Source organism: Oceanobacillus locisalsi, from assembly GCF_042675985.1.
GTDB lineage: Bacteria > Bacillota > Bacilli > Bacillales > Amphibacillaceae > Oceanobacillus > Oceanobacillus locisalsi.
The window spans coordinates 91,156-108,234 of record NZ_JBHTKK010000003.1 but is presented as its reverse complement, the minus strand read 5'-3'; the positions used below and the strand labels follow the sequence as shown (position 1 = coordinate 108,234).

Sequence of the window (17,079 nt, the reverse complement as noted above, 5' to 3'; positions counted from 1 at the left end):
TTAATAAAAATAGCAGAAGAAGAAATCTTTATTTATTACAGGAGGGGTTAAAATGGAAATCTTTCATTACTTAGAAAAATACGATTATGAACAAGTGCTTTTCTGTCAGGATAAACAATCAGGGTTGAAAGCGATTATTGCAATCCATGATACAACTTTGGGCCCGGCACTGGGTGGAACCAGAATGTGGGAATATCAATCTGAAGAAGATGCTGTCGAGGATGCGCTGCGTCTGGCACGCGGTATGACCTATAAAAACGCAGCTGCCGGCCTCGATTTGGGGGGCGGAAAGACAGTGATTATCGGTAATCCCGAAAAGGATAAGAATCCGGACATGTTTCGTGCTTTCGGCCGTTATGTTCAAAGCTTAAACGGAAGATATATCACGGCTGAAGACGTTGGAACCAATGAAACAGATATGGATAATATTGCACTTGAAACAGAATATGTAACAGGATTATCTGCATATAGCGGTACAGCAGGGAACCCGTCGCCAATTACGGCACTCGGTATATTTCAGGGAATGAAGGCCACCGCAAAGGAAGCTTTTGGTTCGGAATCTTTAGAAGGAAAGACTGTTGCTGTTCAAGGAATTGGAAGTGTTGCCTACAGCTTATGTGAAATGTTACATGAAGATGGTGCAAGTTTAATTGTTACAGATATTAATAAAGAAGCAGTGAAACGCGCACAAGATAATTTTAATGCCAAAGCCGTCGACCCGGATGATGTTTATGAGGTGGATTGTGATATTTATGCTCCCTGTGCATTGGGAGCCACCATTAATGATAACACCATCCCTAAACTGAAGGCGAAAGTAGTAGCAGGGTCTGCGAATAATCAGTTACACCGCCGGGAACACGGTGACATTTTGCATGAAAAAGGCATTTTATATGCTCCTGACTATGTGATCAATGCCGGGGGAGTAATCAATGTTGCAGATGAATTAGTCGGCTACAATCGCGATCGCGCATTACAAAATGTACAGCGCATTTATAAAAATTTGGAGCAGGTCTTTGCGATCTCTAACCGGGATAATATTCCAACACATATTGCGGCTGATCGGCTTGCAGAAGAACGAATTCAGGCAAAATTAAAATCACGTAATCAATTTATTACAAATGAACGCAGTATATTAGATCGCAGACAATAATTTAAAGCAAGAGACAGGAATAGTGACATCATGGAGGTTATTTTGTGAATCAAAGAGCTCGTATATTAGTTATCTATCCTGACTTGTATTTCACCATAATCGGCGTATTTGAAGGAAATCATCTTTTATATCAGCAAAAAGTGACACATAATGAAGAAGAATTGCGTCGTTTTGAACAGCTGATAGATCAAGTGCCGTACAGGAAACAGGCGGTATTTGAACGGCTGGATGTAGATGGGATGAATACCTCCCATTTCGTCAGTGTGTGCGGAAGGGGCGGATTGTTGCGCCCGATTAGTGGTGGAACATATCGCGTGAATGATGCGATGCTGTATGACTTAAAGACGAATGCTTACGGCGAACATGTCTCGAATCTGGGTGCGATACTAGCTTATGAAATAGCGGGTAATTTAAATATCCGTGCTTACATTGTAGATCCGCCGGTAGTAGACGAGATGCAACGTATAGCAAAATATACCGGCGTTCCGGAAATACAGAGAACGAGCATCTTTCACTCTTTGAATCATCGGCATGCCGGCAGAATAGCAGCCAAAAAATTGGATGTAACCTATCATGCTTTAAATCTGATCTCCATCCACATTGCCAGAGGAATCACCATTGCATCCCATTATCGAGGTAAAATAATCGATGTGACAAATGGTGTGGAAGGAGAAGGCCCATTTACTGTGGACCGGTCGGGAAGTGTTCCATTAAAGGGCTTCCTGACCTACCTGTCTCATCACTATGCTCTGGATGAGGGTTTCTTATGGAGTCATGTACAGCAGGACGGCGGAATAAAAGCTTACTTGCATACGGAAGATCCAACCATTATCCGCTCCAGGTTACAGCAGGATGATCAGCAGACACAAGAGGTTATTGAAGCACAAGCATACCAGATTGCTAAAGAAATCGGGGCGATGAGCTCTGTGTTACACGGCGAAGTAGACGGAATTGTTTTTACCGGAAGGATTGATGAAAATGATTTTGTCATAGACGCGATTATTCCAAGAATAAATTGGATTGCCGATGTCATGGTTTTCCCTGGTAAAAATGATTTGGAAGCATTGAATGAAGGGGTTCTGGAAGTGTTAGACCATCCCGAAAAAGCGAAGATATATGTTGCAGAGGAGGCTGAGTAGATGGCAACAGAATATGATTTAGTCATTTTAGGCGGCGGAACAGGCGGATATGTTGCTGCTATCCGTGCAAGTCAATTAGATATGAAAGTAGCAATCGTAGAGAAAGCGGAATTAGGAGGAACCTGCTTACATAGAGGTTGTATTCCTTCCAAAGCATTACTGCGCAGTGCGGAAGTTTACCAGCAAACGATGAAAGCTGATAGTTTCGGAGTTGAAGTGAATCCGCCGACGCTAAATTTTGCAAAGGTGCAGCAGAGAAAAAATGGCATTATTGACCAATTACACAAAGGTGTCCAAGGTTTAATGAAAAAAGGAAAGATCGATGTCTATCAAGGTTTTGGCCGCATTTTAGGACCTAGTATCTTTTCTCCCATGCCCGGAACAGTTTCTGTTGAATATGAAAATGGAAATGAAAATGATATGTTACTTCCAAAAAACGTATTAATTGCAACCGGGTCGCAGCCGAATACGTTATCCGGCTTGGATTTTGACGGGGAATACGTTATCAGTTCAAATGAAGCTTTAGAAATGGAAGAACTTCCAAAATCTATTATCATTGTTGGCGGCGGAGTTATTGGAATCGAATGGGCATCTATGCTCAATGATTTTGGAGTAGACGTAACGGTATTAGAGTACCAGCAGCAAATCTTGCCGACAGAGGATAAAGAGATTGCGAAAGAAATGGAAAAACAGCTGAAAAAAAGAGGCGTAAACATTCTTACCGGAGCTAATGTTCAACCGGATACATTAGCAAAAGATAACGGTGTATCGATTGAAGCGATTGCCGGTGACAAGAAAGAACATTTTCAAGCGGACAGACTGCTTGTATCTGTTGGCCGAAAAGCGAACACCCAAAATATTGGGCTGGAAAATACAGATATTCAACGCTCCAATCATACCATTGATACGAATGATTTTTACCAAACCAAGGAATCACATATTTATGCTATCGGTGATGTTATTGGCGGGATGCAGCTCGCTCATGTGGCTTCGCATGAAGGAATTACTGCTGTAGAACATATGGCAGGTGAATATACACAGAAACTAGACTACCGGTCTATATCAAGCTGTATCTATGCAAGCCCGGAAGCAGCAAGTGTTGGTTTAACAGAAGAACAGGCAAAAGAAGAAGGGTTTGAACTCGTTATTGGGAAGTTTCCTTTTCAAGCGGTTGGGAAAGCGTTAGTGTACGGTGAAACGGATGGGTTTGTCAAAATCGTTACTGATAAAAATACACAGGATGTATTAGGAGTTCACATGATTGGCCCGCAGGTGACAGATATGATATCCGAAGCAGGTTTAGCCAAAGTGCTCGATGCAACTGCGTGGGAAATCAGTCAGACGATTCATCCGCATCCATCTTTATCAGAAGTCATCGGTGAAGCCGCGCTGGCAGTTGACGGCGTGCAAATCCATGGATAAATGAGCATCAAGTCATTATGTGAAATGGCTGAAGGAGGGAAAAATAATGGCACAAACATCTTGGGAAAATGTAAGTAACGAAATGGCTTTAGAAATGTTTGAAATGATGCTGTTAGCAAGAAAAATTGACGAAAGAATGTGGTTGTTAAACCGTTCTGGGAAGATACCTTTTGTCGTTTCCTGTCAAGGACAAGAAGCAGCGCAGGTTGGGGCGGCTTTTGCATTAAATCGTTCAACTGATTATGTAGCGCCTTATTACCGCGATCTGGGTCTCGTTTTAGGTTTTGGAATGACAGCAAAAGATTTAATGCTGTCTGCTTTTGCCAAAGCAGAGGATCCGAATTCAGGCGGACGTCAAATGCCGGGACATTTCGGACAAAAGAAAAATCGAATTTTAACCGGTTCTTCTCCCGTGACCACGCAGCTTCCTCATGCAGTTGGCGTAGCATTAGCGGCTAAAATGGATAAAAAAGATATTGCCTCCTTTGTAACATTAGGCGAAGGATCCTCCAACCAAGGTGATTTCCATGAAGGATTGAACTTTGCTGGTATTCATAACCTACCTGTTATTACCATGGTGGAAAATAATAAATATGCGATTTCTGTACCTTATGACCGTCAAGTTGCCAGCGAAACAGTTTCAGAAAGAGCATCCTCCTATGGCATGCCGGGTGTTACAGTAGATGGAAATGATCCGATTGCTGTTTACCTTGCCGTCCAAGAAGCAAGAGAAAGAGCGGTGCAAGGAGAGGGACCAACGCTGATTGAAGCTGTAACCTATCGTTTCACTGCTCATTCCAGTGATGATGATGATCGTGCTTATCGGGAGCAGGAAGAAGTGAAAGAAGCGAAAAAGAAAGATTCTATTATTACCTTTGCTGAAAAACTGAAAGAAAAGAACATCATGGATGATACAAAAGAAAAAGAAATTCATGATAACATTAATAAACTGGTTAATGAAGCAACAGAATATGCAGAAGAAGCCCCATATGCTGCTCCAGAAGATTCATTGAAGTATGTTTATGAGGAATTGGATAAAGGAGGGGAATAATATGCCAGTAATGTCTTATATACAAGCAATTACAACAGCTTTAAGAGAAGAAATGCAGATAGATGAAAATGTCTTTATTCTTGGGGAAGATGTAGGGAAAAAAGGCGGTGTGTTTAAAGCGACAGATGGATTATATGATATGTTCGGTGAAGAACGCGTATTAGATACTCCTCTGGCGGAATCTGCAATTGCGGGAGTTGCCATAGGAGCTGCCATGTATGGAAAGCGTCCCATTGCCGAAATGCAGTTTGCTGATTTTATTATGCCTGCGGTCAATCAAATTGTTTCGGAAGCGGCCAAAATACGCTATCGCTCTAATAACGATTGGGACTGCCCGATAACAATCCGCGCGCCTTATGGCGGAGGAATACATGGCGCTTTATATCATTCCCAGTCTGTTGAAGCATTATTTGCTAATCAGCCGGGATTAAAAATTGTTATGCCCTCTAATCCGTATGACGCGAAAGGATTATTAAAGGCATCTATCCGAGATAATGACCCTGTTTTATTTTTTGAACATAAACGTGCTTACCGCCTTTTAAAAGAAGAAGTTCCCGAAGACGATTATGTTTTGCCGATTGGTAAAGCAGACGTTAAAAGGGAGGGAGACGATATTACCGTTATTACGTATGGACTCTGTGTTCACTTTGCATTGCAAGCTGCGGAAAAACTGGCGGCGGACGGTATAGAAGCTCATGTTCTTGATTTGCGTACGGTGTATCCATTAGATCAAGAAGCGATTATCGAAGCGGCCAGTAAAACAGGCAAGGTTCTCCTGGTTACAGAGGATAATAAAGAAGGTAGCGTCATGAGTGAAGCAGCAGCAATTATTTCGGAAAACTGCTTATTTGATCTGGATGCACCGATTGAACGTCTTGCTGGACCAGACGTTCCGGCCATGCCTTATGCCCAATCCATGGAAAAATACTTTATGCTAAATCCGGATAAAGTGGAAAAAGCAATGCGTGACCTTGCAGAATATTAATTGGAGGTAGAAATATGACTGTGGAAAAAATGACAATGCCTCAGCTTGGTGAGAGTGTAACAGAAGGAACCATCAGTACTTGGCTCGTGTCTGTCGGTGATCAGGTCAATAAATACGATCCGATTGCAGAAGTAATGACGGATAAAGTAAATGCGGAAGTTCCTTCTTCTTATACAGGAAAGATAACAGAACTGGCAGCAGCTGAAGGGGAGACAATAGAAGTTGGCACCTTGATTTGTTATATTGAAACAGAAGAAAAGGTTGCGGAAGAGACAGAAACTAATTCAGATACAGAAACAAATACAACAGAACATACTGGCGATAAACAAGTGGAGAATACAGACAACGCAATGAAAAAAAGATACTCGCCAGCAGTATTGCGTCTGTCCCAGGAGCATGATATTGACTTAAATAAAATAGAAGGATCAGGCAGGGGCGGAAGAATTACCAGGAAAGATGTGGAGAAATACATTGAGAAGAACGATACACCTCAAGAGCAATCCGCACCGCTGCAAGAAAAGGAAACGGACACTGCTGCTGAGAAAGAAGAAACACCTTCTGCAGCAAAAAAAAGCGTTCAGCGTGAAACGGGAGATATCGAAATTCCTGTTAAAGGCGTTCGAAAAGCAATTGCTGATAATATGGCTCGTTCCACACAAGAAATCCCTCATGCTTGGATGCAGGTAGAGGTTGATGTGACGGACTTAATGAAATACCGTAACAGCGTCAAAGATTCCTTTAAAAATCAGGAAGGCTTTTCCTTAACGCCCTTTGCTTTCTTTGTAAAGGCTGTTGCCCAAGCGTTAAAGGAATTTCCTGAATTAAATAGCATGTGGGCTGGAGATAAAATTATCCAGAAAAAAGATATTCATTTATCTATTGCCGTGGCAAAGGATAATGAATTATTCGTTCCTGTTATCAAACATGCGGATGAAAAAACGGTTAAAGCAATTGCCCGCGATATTACAACGCTAGCGGCAAAAGCGCGTCAGGGGAAACTGTCTCAGGAAGATATGCAGGGCGGTACATTTACAGTCAACAATACGGGGTCGTTTGGTTCAGTCTCTTCGATGGGGGTTATTAATTCTCCTCAGGCTGCGATTTTACAAGTCGAATCCATTGTGAAACGGCCTGTTATTATCAATGATATGTTTGCAGCACGTGATATGGTGAATTTATCCCTTTCCTTAGACCACCGCATTTTAGACGGTCTGATATGCGGAAGATTTTTATCCCGTGTCAAAGAAATCTTGGAAGGGATGAACGCATCGTCCATTACCCTTTATTAAGTACATGCCAATAGATTGAATTTTTAACCATTAGCTGATAAGCTATATATATATTTTAAGTAAAAGGGTGAGATATAATGGATTTTGATTTATTTATGCAGGATGTCGTGAAAGTAGCACGTACAGATATAACAGAATCAGGTTATGAAGAAGCACGTACAGCAGAAGAAGTAGATGAAGCATTAGCACGTGAGGGTACAACACTAGTGATGGTTAATTCAACTTGCGGTTGTGCCGGCGGAGTGGCTCGTCCAGCAGCAGGAAATGCGATTCATTACGATAAGCGTCCAGATCATTTAGTAACAGTCTTTGCCGGACAGGATAAGGAAGCAACGGATCAGGCAAGAACTTATTTTGAAGGTTATGCGCCATCTTCTCCAAGTTTTGCGCTGCTGAAGGATGGAAAAATCCTCGGCATGTTAGAAAGAAATCAAATTGAAGGACACAGCGCGATGGACGTGTCTGTGAAGCTTCAAAACCTGTTTGATCAATATTGTGAAGAAGTTTAATAAATCATAGAGAAAGGCTGTCATCTGACAGCCTTCTTTGTCTTTATAAATATATATCAGGAGGTTCATGGTGAAAATAGGATATCGTACCCTGAAAACTGCTGTAGGTACACCAGTTGCTATCAGTTTGGCACAATGGGCTGGCCTTTCCAATTTTATTTCAGCAGGAATATTAACAATTCTTTGTATACAGCCATCAAGAAAGTCTTCTTTTTTGAGTGCTTGGCAACGGTTTATCGCATGTACAGCAGCCGTTGTTTTTTCGTGTATCATTTTTGAATTGCTTGGCTATCACAGCCTGTCTATATTTTTATTGCTCCTTTTATTTATTCCCGCAATGGTAAGGTTGAAAGCAACTCCGGGGATTGCATCCAGTTCGGTTGTCATGCTGAATTTATATGGATCCGGGAATATAACGCTTCCCTTAATTGGAGAGCAGTTTGTACTGATTACCATCGGACTGGGAGTAGGGCTGATGCTGAATGTTTATATGCCGAGCTTAGATAATAAATTAAAGAAACTGCAAATGCAATTAGAAATGAATTTCAGCCGTATGCTGTATGAATATTCCTTGTATATCCGGGATCAAAATGATAAATGGCAGGGAGAAGAGATTGCAGCTACAGAGGATATTCTGACAGAGGCAAAGCAATTAGTTATCCGGGATAAAAATAATCATTTATTACGCAATGAACATACCTATTATAATTATTTTAAAATGAGAGAAAGACAGTTCGAGCTTTTGAAGCAAATGCTGCCGCTTGTAACGCATTTACCCAAAACAGATTATATTGCCCTTGAGATTGCGGATTTCTTTGAGCGTTTATCTAAAGCTGTCCATCCGGGGAATACAGCCATTACTTTTTTAGAGCAGTTGAAAGCATTAAAAAGAGATTTTCATGCAGAGGATTTACCAGAAACAAGAGAAGCATTTGAAACAAGAGCACATTTATTTCAGTTATTACATGAAATTGAAGAATACCTGATCATTAAAAATAAATTCAAAAAAAGTGATGTGACTCCTTGGAAGAAAAGGAAAATCAAGAAGGAAAAGTAACATAAATGTTCTTGTTACATATACATCAAAAGGCTGTGCAGAAAAGAAGAAAACTCTTCTGCACAGCCTTTATATTGTTAAACAAAAGCTGCCAGTCCAGCTGTAATTGCTGAAATAACCATCAAAGCGACCATAAAATACACAATAATCTTGGTACGGAGTGCGCGTTTGGAACGTTTCTTTTGAACGGATTGCTTGCCTGCCATGACATATCCTCCTTCATCATCCGATATAGTCTACCGTTATTTTAACGTGAAATCTTTTAGCAGACAAGTTAATCGTGTTTTTTTACTGAATTTAATGTATAGAACTTAAAAACAAGCTATTTAAATCATTCTACTGTAAAAAAACGAAAAATTGTAGTAGCCTATACATTAGGAGGTTACGCAAATGAGTGTGAAAGAAGAAAGATTAGTGAATGAATTTATAGAACTGGTTCAAACCGATTCTGAAACAGGTTTTGAAACAGAAATAGCAAACGTTTTAACTAAAAAATTCGAGGCTTTAGGTGTTCAGGTAGAAGAAGATAATGCCAAAGAACAGATTGGCCATGGAGCAGGGAATTTAATTTGTACACTGCCGGCCACAAAAGAAGATGCGGATGCCATTTATTTTACTTCGCATATGGATACCGTCGTTCCCGGAAAGGGTATAAAGCCAATAATAAAAGATGGTTTGATTTCCTCAGAAGGAGATACGATTCTCGGTTCAGACGATAAAGCGGGCTTAGCTGCCATGTTTGAACTGATAAAAGTACTTCAGGAAAATAATATTCCCCACGGACAGATTCAATTTATTATTACTGTTGGTGAAGAATCTGGTTTGGTAGGGGCGAAAGCATTGGACGCTTCCAAATTGGATGCCCAATACGGTTATGCATTAGACAGTAATGGGAACGTTGGTGATATTGTTGTAGCTGCACCGACCCAGGCAAAAATTCACGCAACCATTACTGGTAAAACAGCGCATGCCGGATTGGAGCCTGAAAAAGGTGTTTCTGCGATTACCATTGCGTCTAAAGCTATTTCTAAAATGCCGTTAGGACGTATCGATAAAGAAACAACCGCAAATATCGGACGTTTTGAAGGCGGCAAGCAGACAAATATTGTAGTGGATCACGTAGAAATTTTAGCAGAAGCGCGCTCTCTATCCGAAGAAAAAATGGAAGAACAAGCTGGTAAAATGAAGGCAGCTTTTGAAGAGGCTGCTGAGGAGTTTGGCGGTTCTGCAGATGTCAAGATAACGGTTGCTTATCCCGGTTACCATTTTAAAGAAGGGGACCAAGTGGTCGAAGTGGCCCGAGAAGCCGCAAAAGCTATCGGCAGAGAAAGTGCGTTAGAACAGAGCGGCGGCGGCAGTGATGCTAATGTGATAGCAGGATATGGTATTCCGACGGTCAACTTAGCTGTCGGCTATGAAGGAATTCATACAACCGATGAACGTATTAAAGTAGAAGACCTTGTGAAAGTAACAGAATTTGTAGTAGAGATTGTTAAAATAGCAGCAAAATAAGAGGAAGCTTCCATACTTGGAACGGATTCTGTGAAATAAGGAGAACGCATTCCATAGTGGGATGTGTTCTTCTCATGAAAAGGGGTGTCTTTTTATGACGCAAGCAGCCAATTCTAAAAGACGTATTATTTTTCATATTGATATGAACTGTTTTTATGCTTCCGTAGAAATGGCTCATAATCCAGATTTAAAAGGAAAGCCAATTGCTATCGCTGGAAATCCGGAAGAACGAAAAGGCATTATTGTTACAAGCAGTTATGAAGCCAGAGCAAAAGGCGTGAAAACAACCATGCCGGTTTGGCAGGCAAAAAAATTATGTCCCAATCTATTATTGATGCGTCCTAATTTTGACAGGTACAGGGAAGCATCCCGGGCTATCTTTAAAATGCTTTCAGAGATCACACCGCTTGTGCAGCCTGTTTCGATTGATGAAGGTTATTTAGACATTACAGATACAGAAGGGCTGGGAACGCCCGTTGATATAGCCGAATACTTGCAACAAAGAATATTAAAAGAACTGGATATTCCATGCAGTCTCGGTATTGCACCAAATAAATTTTTGGCAAAGATGGCATCCGATATGAAAAAGCCCCTAGGAATAACGATTCTGCGCAAGCGCGAACTATCTAACATGTTATGGCCGCTTCCAATTGAAGAAATGCATGGAATTGGCGAGAAAACAGCAGAAAAATTGAGGAAAGTATCGATTCAAACAATTGGTGATTTAGCTTTACATGATGTGTATCAGTTAAAACAGTTATTGGGCGTCAATGGAGAGAGAATGAAGAATCTTGCCAACGGGATAGATTATCAGCTGGTTGATCCGGAAGCAGTGCATGACTTTAAAAGTATTGGAAGTTCCCAAACGTTAGCTCATGACTCTGCCGATTGGGATGAGTTGTATCAGCTGTTGGAAGACCTCGTTAATAACGTCGCAAGAAGGGTCAAGCGAAAGAACGCTACCGGAAAAAATGTCCAATTAATGATTCGTTTTCATAATCACCAAACTATTACCCGCAGCAAAACATTACAAGGGTATATCGATGAAAAAGAAGATATTCTTTTTGTGGCAAAAGAGTTGTTAAAAACACACTGGAATGAAGATCCTGTACGGCTGTTGGGTGTCTCTTTACAACACCTGGAGGAGAAGAGTCAAGTTGGAGAGCAGCTTGATTTATTTACTTATCGTGACAATGCAAAAAAGGAAAAGCTGTACGAAACGATGGAAGCATTAACAGATAAATATGGGAAAGATATCTTTTTACCTTTAAACGGGGAAGATAAGAAAGATGATGAACAACAGCCGCGGACAAGTTTTCAAAAAGATTTCTTAGACGACTATAAAAAGCCTTGATTTACTGTCTGATAAAACAGCGTAAAATCAAGGCTTTTGTTCTTTGGTGAAACGCTCGTGCTTTAAGATAAAAATTTCTTTAAAATATTTGAGGTAACCGTACCGCCGGAATAACGGAAAGGTATATCAAATTTGGTTGTCTGTTTTAAGATGCTTTTCTGATGGGAAAAGGTATCGAATCCGGCTTTCCCATGATAGCTTCCCATCCCGCTCTGTCCGACACCGCCAAACGGCAAATACGGATTGGCTAAATGGAAGAAAGTATCATTGATGGAACCGCCGCCGAAAGACACATATTCCATTACTTGTGATTGCATTCTCGGATTTTCTCCAAAGTAATACAAAGCCAGCGGTTTTTCCCTTGATTTAATCAGTGAAAGGGCATCTTCTATATTTTCAAAGTGTAAGACCGGTAAAATCGGACCAAATATCTCTTCTTGCATAATAGGATCTTCCCAATCTATTTTATCAAGAATGGTAGGTTCAATAATTAATTCTTCTTCGTTATATTCCCCGCCGTGCACAATGTGATCCTCATTTAAAAATGCAGTCAAACGCTTAAAGTGCTCATAATTAATAATTCTTGCGTAGTTTTCCCCCTGAAGAAGATTCTTGCTGAATAATGATTTAATTTGTTTTTTCATTGCTTTCAGGAGCTTAAATTTCACAGATTCCTGAACTAATAAATAGTCTGGAGCAACGCAGGTCTGACCAGCATTTGTATATTTTCCCCAAACAATCCGTTTAGCTGCCATCTGGATATTTGCATCTTCATCAACAATTGCCGGACTTTTCCCGCCCAATTCCAAGGTGACCGGTGTTAAATGTTCGCTTGCGGCACGCATGACGATTTTTCCGACAGCACTTCCTCCTGTATAGAAAATATGGTCAAAGCGTTGTTTTAACAGTTCAGTTGTTTCCTCAACAGCTCCCTGAACAACGGTGAAATAAGACGAATCAAAGTTTTCTTCTACCACCCTGGCCAGAAAATCGGATGTGTGCGGCGCATGTTCAGAAGGCTTCAGAACCACTGCATTTCCAGCTGCAATCGCTCCGATAATCGGTACCAGAGATAACTGGAGCGGGTAATTCCAAGGAGCCATAACTAAAACAACTCCCAGCGGTTCTTTTATAATATAGCTTTTCGATCCTTTATGCGTTAATGGAGAAGCTACTTTTTCCGGCTGCATCCAATACCGGAGATTTTTGATGGCAACTTCCAGTTCATTTTGAATAATGCCGATCTCCGTAAGAATAACCTCGTGATCCGGTTTATTTAAATCTTTTTTTAAGACATCATGTATCTCTTTTTCATTATCTTTTAATATTTTTTTCATTTTTTCTAACTGTTGTTTACGAAAAGTATAATCAACCGTGTTTCCCTGCTCAACATATTTTCGCTGATCATCAACGATTTGTTGATAGTTTTCTTGTAAGGTCATCAAATCTGTCTCTCCCTTTCTCACTTCAAGAGGATGCGTAAGCTCATGCTGCACACATACTATAATTGAAACACACTTAAGTCCTTGGCGACAAATGTATTTGAAAATACTTGTTTTGCCTCTTCCAGAAATTGATCCATTTCCTGTAATCGATACCTGGAAGATATATGTGTCAAAATGAGTTGTTTACAATTTGCGTCAAGTGCTAATTGTGCAGCTTGTGTATTTGTTGAATGAAAATAATCTGCTGCAAGTGTTTCTTTATCTGCAGCAAAGGTTGCTTCATGTATAAACAAATCGCTATTGTTAACAAACTCTTTATGTGCTGCCTGATATTTGGTATCACCAAGAATGGAAATGGTTCTTCCTTTCTTAGGGTGACCGATAAAATCATGTCGGTCAATGATGGTACCGTCTTCCAGCGTGACGGAAGGGTTGTCTTTTATTTCTCCATAAATTGGACCGGGTCGTATTCCGTTTGATTTTAATTTTTCAACAAGCAGTTCCCCCGGCTTATCTTTTTCAACAATACGAAAACCATAGCTTGGAACGCCATGTGCCAATTTTTTGGTATATACTTTTATCGCTTCCGTCTCCAGTAATAAACCTTCTTTGATTTCAATAATGGTCAAAGGATAGGTTAAACGGGTATAGCTTAATTTCAAAGCACTCTGAATAAATTCCCTGATTCCTTCAGGTCCATAAATAGTTAAGGGTCTATCTGTCCCTGCCTGGAAAGAACGGCTGCTGAGAAAGCCCGGTAACCCATAAATATGGTCTCCGTGCATATGGGTGATAAAAAGTTTATTTATTTTTCCAGGTTTAATGGTTGTATGAAGAAGCTGGTGCTGCGTTGCTTCTCCGCAATCAAACAGCCAGACCTCATTTAATTCCTGCAGCATACTGAGCGCAATTGCTGTGACGTTCCTTTCTTTAGAAGGAAGACCGGCTCCGGTGCCTAAGAAAGTAATTTCCATGTTTTAATCTCACCTTCATATAGGATGTTCAAAAAGTCATTCATGCTTTTGAACACACATTAATATCTATTTATATTTTAAAATTTTACCCAAATATACAGCATTCATCAATGTATAACTTCGAAAATGTGCATGTTTCCTCTTTATCAGACAAGAAAACGCCGGTAAATATCTTTACGTATTACAAATGCCTGATCAGGTACATTGGTAAAAATGCTGTCCACATTATAGGAAAAGCAGCGATGTAACAAACGGGATGAATTCACCGTATAAACACGGACAGGAATGCCATTTTTCTTCGCTTCTTTTACAAGCCGTTGGCGTAATAATGTGTGCTTAATATGAATAGCAGTTGCACCGATAGACAAAGCGTATGACAATAAATCTCTTCGCTGCCGGCTGGTTAACCAGCCAATATGCGCAATTTCCTGAAATCCAGCAAGACAAGAAACGCTGGCATCTGAAAAAGTTGAGAAATAAGTCTTATCCAACAATTGATGCTGCGCAATAAGGTTATATGTAATTTTTTCTAAGTTCTTATGAGCCATCTTATTATTTTTTAATTCCAAATGCAGGGTAAGTGGTTTATCTTTTACCCAGACCAGAAATTCTTCAAGTGTTACGATGCTTGTCCCTGCAAATTTCTCATGAAATGACTTTCCCATATCTAATTGTTTTAACTCGAGCAATGTATACTGATTGATCCATCCATTTATTCCAAAAATACGCTTTAAACTTTCATCATGAAATAGGACAGGGATATTATCTTTTGTCAGCTGTACATCTGTTTCAATACCATCCGCTTTCATTTCATGGGCGAGTTCAAATGCCGGAATACTGTTCTCAGGTGCATAATGGCTTGCTCCTCGGTGTGCTATAATGGACGTCATCCTGTCACCCCCAAATCTTATTGTGTTGGATTTCGGTTCGTAAGTCAATGTTTAAACTAGTGTACGGTATGAATGTTTCGTTGTACAATATAAACATACAATCTATTCATTTAAATCATTATATGAAGTAAGGGTCGATAAATATGAGAATAAGAAGAAATCGTTCTGTTGATGACAAAAAAATCATTGTAACTGGTGCATCCAAAGGAATTGGAAGAGAAATCGCCAAGGAAATTGCTGCCCAAGGCGGTATACCTATTCTGGTTGCCAGGTCGCAAGCGTTACTGGAAGAATTGGCTGAAGAAATAGAGGCAGACAATGGTATTAGCAAAGTATATCCCATCGATGCATTTTCCAAGGAAGCGATAGAAGAACAAATCGTTCAAATGATGGAAAATGAAGAACGTATCCACGGATTAATAAATAATGCAGGCTTTGGTATATTTGATGCAGTAGAAGATTTAAATATAGAAGACGTAGAAGAGATGTTCCAAGTGAATGTGTTAGCAGGAATGCAATATGCACAAGGGTTTTTACCGCATTTCTTACAGTTTAAAGGGAAGTCGCATATCATCAATATTGTTTCACAATCTGCAAAATTACCAACGCCAAAAACAGCAGGATATGCCGCTTCTAAACAGGCTATGCTGGGATTCACTGATATACTCAGACAAGAAACAAGGGAAAGCAGTCTGACGGTTACTTCTGTGAACCTGGGGCCTGTAAAAACAACTTTTTTTGAAGCAGCTGATAAAAATGGCAAATATCAGCAAAACGTAGAAAAATATATGCTTCAACCCGAAAAGGTTGCGTCCAAAATCGTCCGCTCTTTATTTACAAATAAGAGAGAAATTAATATGCCGTGGTGGATGGAGGCAGGCAGTATCTTTTACCGTCTGTTTCCTGGTTTGATGGAGAGAATATTGAAATCTCAATTTGATAAAAAGTAATAGATTTTATGTTATGTAATGAAAGCAGGTCTGCTTTACAAAAATGTATCATTTCAAACAGACCTGCTCCATCAGTTGTTGCAGCGAATCCTGTATTTTAACGGTGCTGCTGATATTGCGATGCTTTTGTCAGCTGCTGCAGGATCGGATAAGCTGCATCGGTAATTTCATTGATCGTTTGATGAACAGCCATATTCTGTTCCAATTGTTCTAAGGAACTGGCTCCAAATACAGTCGAAGTGATAGCTGGATGATTGGCAACATAATACATTGCCAACTGTTGAAGTGTGTTTTCAGGCAATGCCTGTTCGAGTTCATAGTAAAGTGATTTCAGTTCACTGTAAGTGTAATCGAGATACCCCTCGGTTCCTTTTTTATCAAGAACTTGTGCGGCTTTGTTACTTAGCAGTCCTTTTGCCAGCGGTCCGCGGGCAACAACACTGATTTGATTTTCTTCCGCAAGCGGTAGAAGACTCTCTTCCGGACGTCTGTCCAGCAGGCTGTATTGTGTCATTAATACATCAATTGAAGAACGTTGTGCAAATTCCCGAAAGACATTAGGGCGAATGGACGAAATACCATATGCACGAATCAGACCATCTTTTTTCAGTTCTTCAAAAGCCTCAATGGTTTCATCAATTGGGTCTTCTAATGTACCGCCATGAAGCATACACACATCAAGATAGTCTGTATTTAGCCTCCGCAGACTGGCGCGTGTTGCTTCATGAATATATTTTTTGGAAGGATCCCAGAACCAGCCTTCATCTGGATTTTTTTCATTAAAATGATTTCCCACCTTTGTGGTCACAACAACGTCTGATCTGCGTTGTTTTATAGCTTCTCCCACAATCTTTTCATTTTCTCCAAAGTTATAAAGGTCTGCTGTATCCAGATGGTTGATCCCTTTATCCAATGCATAATCAACCATTTTTCTTCCCTGTTGCACATCCGTTCCCAGGGACATACAGCCAAGGGTTAAATCAGAAATTTCAATATCGCTTCTTCCAAGCTGGCGTTTTTTCATGTTAATCCTCCTTATGAACTCCATATGCATATATTGTAGAGGGTGATAGAACAGAATACAATCAATATACTTTTTTTAACACATATACCCGTAACCATATAATTAAAAACTAAACTTTTGCACCTGAGAATAAACATATCCACCTTGCTGTTCCGGAATGAACATAATCTCTATTATCATGCTTGTTTTTTATTCGATTATCCTTCTATTTTTGAACAGGGTATGGTGTATAGCTACTGCTCCGGCCAAGCCCTCCGCTTTCCGACGAAGCGGCAGCCTTACACCTTACTTTCTAATCCTAGTTGACAGCTCTATGGAAGAAATGCTC

At 40.2% G+C, this 17,079-nt stretch carries 16 protein-coding genes; 11 read left to right on the top strand and 5 right to left on the bottom strand.

Features of this window, described 5'->3' with window-relative positions:
* Window positions 1-52 precede the first annotated feature (52 nt).
* The 8 genes from ACFQ19_RS04720 (at window position 53) to ACFQ19_RS04685 (ending at window position 8,602) form a co-directional block, all read left to right on the top strand.
* Window positions 53-1,150 (top strand): Leu/Phe/Val dehydrogenase, encoded by a 1,098-nt coding sequence (locus tag ACFQ19_RS04720; protein WP_379590929.1) that lies wholly within the window; start codon window positions 53-55, stop codon window positions 1,148-1,150.
* A gap of 44 nt (window positions 1,151-1,194) precedes the next feature.
* Window positions 1,195-2,289, top strand: coding sequence for a butyrate kinase (gene buk, locus ACFQ19_RS04715; protein ID WP_379590928.1), 1,095 nt, complete (start codon window positions 1,195-1,197; stop codon window positions 2,287-2,289).
* A complete protein-coding gene (lpdA, locus tag ACFQ19_RS04710) occupies window positions 2,290-3,711 on the top strand; it encodes a dihydrolipoyl dehydrogenase (RefSeq protein ID WP_379590927.1) in 1,422 nt (473 codons plus the stop codon). It begins immediately after the preceding gene.
* A 46-nt stretch (window positions 3,712-3,757) separates the two neighbouring features.
* The gene (locus tag ACFQ19_RS04705; RefSeq protein WP_379590926.1) at window positions 3,758-4,762 is read left to right on the top strand and encodes a thiamine pyrophosphate-dependent dehydrogenase E1 component subunit alpha; all 1,005 of its coding nucleotides are present in this window, start codon (window positions 3,758-3,760) and stop codon (window positions 4,760-4,762) included.
* Between the two features lies 1 nt (window position 4,763).
* Window positions 4,764-5,747 (top strand): alpha-ketoacid dehydrogenase subunit beta, encoded by a 984-nt coding sequence (locus ACFQ19_RS04700; RefSeq protein ID WP_379590925.1) that lies wholly within the window; start codon window positions 4,764-4,766, stop codon window positions 5,745-5,747.
* A 14-nt stretch (window positions 5,748-5,761) separates the two neighbouring features.
* Window positions 5,762-7,036, top strand: coding sequence for a dihydrolipoamide acetyltransferase family protein (locus ACFQ19_RS04695; protein ID WP_379590924.1), 1,275 nt, complete (start codon window positions 5,762-5,764; stop codon window positions 7,034-7,036).
* Between the two features lie 77 nt (window positions 7,037-7,113).
* Complete coding sequence (locus ACFQ19_RS04690) at window positions 7,114-7,545, top strand: BrxA/BrxB family bacilliredoxin (RefSeq protein WP_379590923.1); 432 nt, start codon at window positions 7,114-7,116, stop codon at window positions 7,543-7,545.
* A gap of 67 nt (window positions 7,546-7,612) precedes the next feature.
* Window positions 7,613-8,602, top strand: a complete 990-nt coding sequence (locus ACFQ19_RS04685) for an aromatic acid exporter family protein (protein ID WP_379590922.1) — start codon at window positions 7,613-7,615, stop codon at window positions 8,600-8,602.
* Between the two features lie 77 nt (window positions 8,603-8,679).
* Here ACFQ19_RS04685 and ACFQ19_RS04680 read toward each other — a convergent pair whose 3' ends face one another.
* Window positions 8,680-8,808, bottom strand: coding sequence for a DUF4044 domain-containing protein (locus ACFQ19_RS04680; protein ID WP_379590921.1), 129 nt, complete (start codon window positions 8,806-8,808; stop codon window positions 8,680-8,682).
* A gap of 184 nt (window positions 8,809-8,992) precedes the next feature.
* On the opposite strand from ACFQ19_RS04680, the gene ACFQ19_RS04675 reads away from it, so the two are divergent.
* Both ACFQ19_RS04675 and ACFQ19_RS04670 read left to right on the top strand, forming a co-directional pair.
* The gene (locus ACFQ19_RS04675; RefSeq protein WP_379590920.1) at window positions 8,993-10,114 is read left to right on the top strand and encodes a M20/M25/M40 family metallo-hydrolase; all 1,122 of its coding nucleotides are present in this window, start codon (window positions 8,993-8,995) and stop codon (window positions 10,112-10,114) included.
* Between the two features lie 94 nt (window positions 10,115-10,208).
* On the top strand, window positions 10,209-11,468 hold the full coding sequence (locus ACFQ19_RS04670; RefSeq protein ID WP_379590918.1) for a DNA polymerase IV: 1,260 nt from the start codon (window positions 10,209-10,211) through the stop codon (window positions 11,466-11,468).
* A 62-nt stretch (window positions 11,469-11,530) separates the two neighbouring features.
* On the opposite strand, the gene ACFQ19_RS04665 is transcribed toward ACFQ19_RS04670, so the two are convergent.
* From ACFQ19_RS04665 to ACFQ19_RS04655, 3 genes are all read right to left on the bottom strand, one after another.
* Window positions 11,531-12,910, bottom strand: coding sequence for an aldehyde dehydrogenase (locus ACFQ19_RS04665; protein ID WP_379590917.1), 1,380 nt, complete (start codon window positions 12,908-12,910; stop codon window positions 11,531-11,533).
* A gap of 59 nt (window positions 12,911-12,969) precedes the next feature.
* Window positions 12,970-13,887: a ribonuclease Z gene (rnz, locus tag ACFQ19_RS04660; protein ID WP_379590916.1), complete on the bottom strand. Its 918-nt coding sequence runs from the start codon at window positions 13,885-13,887 to the stop codon at window positions 12,970-12,972.
* A 146-nt stretch (window positions 13,888-14,033) separates the two neighbouring features.
* Entirely contained in the window at window positions 14,034-14,777 is a 744-nt protein-coding gene (locus ACFQ19_RS04655; protein ID WP_379590915.1) for a glycerophosphodiester phosphodiesterase, read from the bottom strand.
* A gap of 143 nt (window positions 14,778-14,920) precedes the next feature.
* Between ACFQ19_RS04655 and ACFQ19_RS04650 the strand changes: the two genes are divergently transcribed.
* Entirely contained in the window at window positions 14,921-15,727 is an 807-nt protein-coding gene (locus ACFQ19_RS04650) for an SDR family NAD(P)-dependent oxidoreductase (protein ID WP_379590914.1), read from the top strand.
* 97 nt (window positions 15,728-15,824) lie between these two features.
* On the opposite strand, the gene ACFQ19_RS04645 is transcribed toward ACFQ19_RS04650, so the two are convergent.
* Window positions 15,825-16,751 (bottom strand): aldo/keto reductase, encoded by a 927-nt coding sequence (locus tag ACFQ19_RS04645; RefSeq protein ID WP_379590913.1) that lies wholly within the window; start codon window positions 16,749-16,751, stop codon window positions 15,825-15,827.
* Between the last annotated feature and the right edge of the window lie 328 nt (window positions 16,752-17,079).